At 60.9% G+C, this 831-nt stretch carries 1 protein-coding gene and 1 pseudogene; both read right to left on the minus strand.

The window, feature by feature from the left end; genetic code table 11:
* Nucleotides 1-73 precede the first annotated feature (73 nt).
* Nucleotides 74-451 carry a DUF4112 domain-containing protein gene (locus tag CO664_RS30010; RefSeq protein ID WP_097540721.1) on the minus strand — a complete coding sequence of 126 codons (378 nt, stop codon included), beginning with the start codon at nucleotides 449-451 and terminating at the stop codon, nucleotides 74-76.
* A 37-nt stretch (nucleotides 452-488) separates the two neighbouring features.
* Nucleotides 489-831 (minus strand): annotated as a pseudogene (locus tag CO664_RS30015) (ATP-dependent DNA ligase); the annotation flags it as partial.

Here is an 831-nt window from a genome sequence, read left to right on the forward strand (position 1 = left end):
AGGACCTACGCGAAATCAGGACAATGCCGCGGTGTTCGATATCGCCACGCTCGGCAATCGCAGCTGACCGGCGTTACCGGTCGAGGTCGGCATGATCGAGGCCGAAGTGATCCAGAACAAGCTGAAGATTGCGGCGATTGGATTTGAAATAGACGTCGAAGACATCGCCAAGCACCGGCACACTTCCCGCAACCGTGTCAAAACCGACATTGACCAGCATCTTGACGAGCTTGTCGTTCGGCACGCCGAGACGCCGAGCCTCATTGACGATGATGAGACTGACGGCGGCGGCCGCAAAATCGCCGATGCCGGGGATCAGGCCAAGGACCGAGTCTGCCCCGAGCGACAGGCGTGTACCGGGAATTCGGAGCGCCGTATCCATCAGCCGCGCCAGTCCGCGTATCCGGCGAAGGCGCGTGAGCTGTTCGATGGGTATGTTGGACTTCTTCATTCTTTTTGTTTGGTCTCCGCGCCCTGCGATTCAAATGTCATGCGGCAGCCTTATGCTTGCCAAGCCGCTTGAATGGCCTGCTCAAGCGGGCGCTGTCCATCGCAGTAATCCTCCCGCTTGCCTTCGCCAGAAGCGCCGGGACGGTGCGGACGGTAAAGCGCTTCGGGTCGAGATTGGATTGGACCTGCGTCATCGGCACGGTGGCACCCGGCCGCGCGCGCGGCGGCGACAGGGGTGCCACGGCGGTCGCCATGCGGTCATTGCGCAGATCGTCGAGGAAGATGCAGCCGTCCCGCAGGCTCTTGGTCATTTTGATGAGATAAAGGTCTGGGTTGTCGCGGGCCATCTCTTGGCAGACGTCATGGGCGAAGCCTTTTGCC

This window comes from Sinorhizobium sp. NG07B (genome assembly GCF_002532005.1).
Lineage (GTDB): Bacteria > Pseudomonadota > Alphaproteobacteria > Rhizobiales > Rhizobiaceae > Sinorhizobium > Sinorhizobium fredii_C.

Bases quoted from the DNA above. Each gene is read 5' to 3' on its own strand.
- CO664_RS30010 (WP_097540721.1), bottom strand. From the start codon at position 451: ATGAAGAAGTCCAACATACCCATCGAACAGCTCACGCGCCTTCGCCGG.